General features: G+C 61.8%; 6 protein-coding genes and 1 tRNA gene. 5 read left to right on the top strand and 2 right to left on the bottom strand.

Annotated elements, in window-relative coordinates:
* Positions 1–984 (bottom strand): PAS domain S-box protein (locus tag EOA22_RS27145; RefSeq protein ID WP_127390350.1); only part of this gene is annotated, 984 nt, incomplete at its 3' end.
* A gap of 545 nt (positions 985–1529) precedes the next feature.
* Between EOA22_RS27145 and EOA22_RS27135 the strand changes: the two genes are divergently transcribed.
* The 4 genes from EOA22_RS27135 to EOA22_RS27120 all read left to right on the top strand — a co-directional run bounded on the left by EOA22_RS27135 (position 1530) and on the right by EOA22_RS27120 (position 2882).
* Positions 1530–1820: a hypothetical protein gene (locus tag EOA22_RS27135; protein WP_013530770.1), complete on the top strand. Its 291-nt coding sequence runs from the start codon at positions 1530–1532 to the stop codon at positions 1818–1820.
* Between the two features lie 84 nt (positions 1821–1904).
* Positions 1905–1978 (top strand) — tRNA-Gln (locus tag EOA22_RS27130).
* Positions 1979–2295: 317 nt separating this feature from the next.
* Positions 2296–2481: a hypothetical protein gene (locus EOA22_RS27125; protein WP_013530769.1), complete on the top strand. Its 186-nt coding sequence runs from the start codon at positions 2296–2298 to the stop codon at positions 2479–2481.
* Between the two features lie 194 nt (positions 2482–2675).
* A complete protein-coding gene (locus EOA22_RS27120; RefSeq protein ID WP_013530768.1) occupies positions 2676–2882 on the top strand; it encodes a hypothetical protein in 207 nt (68 codons plus the stop codon).
* Between the two features lie 91 nt (positions 2883–2973).
* Here the strand turns inward: EOA22_RS27120 and EOA22_RS27115 are convergent, their stop codons facing one another.
* Complete coding sequence (locus EOA22_RS27115) at positions 2974–3216, bottom strand: hypothetical protein (protein ID WP_013530767.1); 243 nt, start codon at positions 3214–3216, stop codon at positions 2974–2976.
* Between the two features lie 278 nt (positions 3217–3494).
* On the opposite strand from EOA22_RS27115, the gene EOA22_RS38225 reads away from it, so the two are divergent.
* A partial coding sequence (locus EOA22_RS38225; protein WP_127390349.1) for a hypothetical protein occupies positions 3495–3795 on the top strand: 301 nt, incomplete at its 3' end.

Raw genomic sequence — 3795 nt, 5'->3', positions numbered from 1 at the left:
ATGGCCCGGGCTGCGATCCAGCACCGCCAAGCCGTTCAGCGATTGCGGCGCGACCCGTTGCAGGACGACGGTGCCGAAACCCTTGCGCGTGCTTTCGTCTTGCCGCCCCCCGGGCCGCTCTCCCTCACGCACCGGCATCGTCTCGTCCCAGAGCAGATGGATTTCCAGCTTGTCCGAAGCGCCTTCGACGATCCGCCAGGTGATCTCCAGCCGCCCGGCCTCGCTCGCCAGCGCGCCATATTTGGAAGAGTTGGTGCCGAGTTCATGAAACGCCATGCCGAGATTTTGCACGGCATTCGGCTGCAGGGTCAAAAGCGGTCCGGAAAGCGATACCCGCGCCTCGTGGCCGAACGGCTTGAGCTGCTCCTGGGCAAGGTCGAAGAGGCTGGCGCCGGCCCATTCCGAGTTCACCAGCAGATCGTGCGACCGCGACAGCGCCATGATGCGGGAACGGATCATCTCCTCGAACTCGCGCGGATCGGTCGAGCGTTTGCTGGTCTCCCGGATCATCGAGAGGATCACCGCGAACTGGTTCTTGACGCGATGGTTCACCTCGCGGAGCAAAAGCCTGATCCGGCGCTCGCTCTCCTTGCTGGCGGTGATGTCGCGGGCGATCTTCGATGCGCCGATGATCTCGCCGGACGCGTTCCTGATCGGCGAAATGGTCAGCGACACGGCGATGAGGCCGCCATCCTTGCGCCGGCGGATCGTCTCATAGCTGGCCAGGAGCTCGCCCCTGCGAACCCGGCTGATGATGTCGGTCTCTTCATCCTTGAGATGATCGGGGATGAGCATGAGTACGGAGCGGCCGACGGCCTCTTCGGCGGTGTAGCCGAACATGCGTTGCGCCGCCGCGTTCCAACTGGTGATGATGCTGTTCAGGTCCTTGCTGACGATGGCGTCGAAGGACGAATCGACAATCGCCGCCAGCCGAGCGTGGGCAGTGATTTCGAGCAGGCTATCGACGCTTGCCAATTCTGTCATTGCCCCGTCGTGGCCCCACCTTGCCGCCTCCCGCCAGCGTCTGCGTGAGGATTCCCCTCCTGCTAGAAATGCCTGACCGGGCATTTTGGTTGCAGTCGGTGCGCAGCATTCCGCATTTGCGGTCGCGGACACGCATGTCACGATAATGCCCGGCCCTCCATCTCGGCAATGCCTCTGCGGCCGTAAATGCCGATCCAGTCGAGCTGCTGTAAGCCCGATGACCGCTTCGCCCTGTCCGTCTCATCGGCCTGCTTTTTCGGAGCCGGCGTCGTTGGGCGGCGCAACGGGCACTGCATCGGCGTCGGGATTCCTTTGCGGACAGTCCTCATAGCTGTGGTCGCGCCCGCCGCAGAAGGAACAGCACATGGCCTCGCGATCCCCGCTTCCGGGCCGCCATTGCGGAGTTTTGTAGGGCTTCCTGCCATCCATCCCCAGCAATGCACGACGGACCATTTGGTTGCGCTGCCACAGACGGCGAGCCGGCGGTTGCGGAACCACCCGGCGGGATGCGAGTTTCGGCCGATATGTCCATTCGAGGAACAGCCATGCCAATGCGCCGAATTGCCTTGACGGCAGCGATCCTGCTGGCCGCGACCGGCCTCGCCGAAGCCAGGCCCGACACCCGCACGATGAGTTGCGACCAGCTCCGGCAACTGCTCCAAAGCCGCCATGCCGTGGTGCTGACCACAGGCCCCAACACCTATGATCGCTATGTCAGGCAGTTCGGCAACGAATGCGACTGGCCGGAGGTGCCGATGTCGGCCTATGTCCCGACCCGTGACGGCAGCTGCCCGGTCTACCGCTGCGAGGAACCTGTCACCAACTTTCCGGACTGACACCGCGCTTCCAATCGGCTTTGCCGCCGCAGTGCGTTGATCCCGGCGCGCGAACCGGCTAGGGGTGGGGCGCAACGTGCATTTTCCCGCTTCGTCTAATGGTAGGACAGCGCCCTTTGAAGGCGTGAATCGAGGTTCGAGCCCTTGAGCGGGAACCAGCAACCAAGCGCTTGGCTGGTTCGAAGCCGCGCGCAGACTGGCCAGCCGGCTTCAGCACATTAGCGCGCGCTTGTATTTCACTCGAAGCAGGATCATCATCCAGGCCGTCAGTGGCTTGAAGGGGTAGAGCGCATGGAACTGAGTTGCTTTGACGGGGGCGTGCTTGCGTCGACGATGTCCCTGAACGTCACGGCGGTTTTCATGATATTGGCCGCATTTGCCGCATTTCGGCTGCTTGCAATGTCAGGCGAAGGTTCTGTCGACCAACTCCAGACGGCGTAGCCGGCAGAGAACCTCCCGTGCAGGAGAACGGCATATGGCCGCGAGAAAGGTGATAGCCGTCAAGGACTGGTCTTGCGGCATGAGCGACGAGCTTGGCCGCGTCGTGCTGACCATCAACCCGACCGAGGGTGAGCCCATCCTGGTTTTGATGACAATTTTCCAGGCGGCAAGGATGGCCGGGGAATTGCGGGCGCCGAAACTCGTCTCCATACCCCGGTGACGCCACGCCCCCGGCAAGGCGGATCAAGCTCGCCGGGGCAGCCCCAACGCCCCCAGCGAGCCCTGTTGCTCCGTTACGATGAACAATGGAGCAATTAGTGTTTTACGGATCTGGGCGCCGTTAAGTTGCATCCGGCTCCTGAAACCATTTCGCGGACCCCGCGTTGACCACCGGGCCGACACAGGAGACATCTCATGACCGTCAACTGCCGCATATCGATCGACAACCGGCCGGAGGCCACGGACGCGGTTTTTCAGGCGGTTCCGCGGATCGGCGAAAGCGTTGCGCTGTCGATCGATGGAACCACGCAGGATCTGCGGGTATCGCGTGTCGTGCACGTCACCAATGGCAGCCTGGAAGGTGCCGCGATCGTCGTCGAAGTGACGACCAACATCCTCTGAATCGAGAGTTATGGTCCGCTGGGCCGGCCGGCACCGCGTTGCGGCGACCGGCAGCCTGAAAGGACTGGAGCGGCTCACGCGCGGTGAACCGCTACTCCTTGCCGCTTTCGGAAATGCCGTTGCCGCCGGCGGTTGGCAGGATACCGAAGTCTTGCGACTTCGCCCCTTGCTCCGCCGTCAGGAAGCCGTCTGAGGCAAGACCGCGCCGCAGCAATTCCCTGACCGCGGCCGAACGGCTCGGCATACGCTTGTCGAAGCGCCAGTTTTCCAGCGCAGCCAGCTCGTCTGACGTCAGCATGATCTGCAACCGTTCCGGGCGTTCCAGTTCAGTCATCGCGCTCCCTCGCTCAGGATCCCGATACCTCGAATGAGTATTCAACTCGCTTACCTAATAGTTAGGAAAGCGCTCCTAGCGCGTCAAGACCTCGGGATGAGTGAACTGCTTCTCATGCGCATGATGAGCCTGATGGTATTCGGCGTAAGGCGCATACTTGCATAACTATGCTAACTAGCTGATTTGTTTAGATATTATTTAATTCGTGACTTGCCAAGATGAAGCCCCTGCCGCATTGTGCAACCTGAACAGAAAACCGTTCCCTTTGGGAGGTTTCGATGCGGTATGATTACTCGGCGCGACTGCGCGATGACGTCCGTTCAGCGGTCCAGATCGCCTTCAGGAAGACCGGCATCGTCAGTATCACGGCGGTGGCGGAACATGTAAGGGTCAGGAACCTGGCCGAAAACATCGCCCTCGAGGACGTCGAATACATTGTCTTCCAGGCAGCCCAGCTGATTGGCGCCGCAATTGAATTCGACGGGCTCACCAATTTCGACGGCGTGGCTGGCCTGTTCGTGGATGGTCTCGGTGGCGACGATGGCGGGCGGATGATCGCCCAACGCGACGGGCCTGGTC

Source organism: Mesorhizobium sp. M7A.F.Ca.US.014.04.1.1, assembly GCF_003998745.1.
Lineage (GTDB): Bacteria > Pseudomonadota > Alphaproteobacteria > Rhizobiales > Rhizobiaceae > Mesorhizobium > Mesorhizobium ciceri.
The sequence above is the reverse complement of the archived record's forward strand: the minus strand, read 5'-3'. Positions and strand labels throughout refer to the sequence as shown.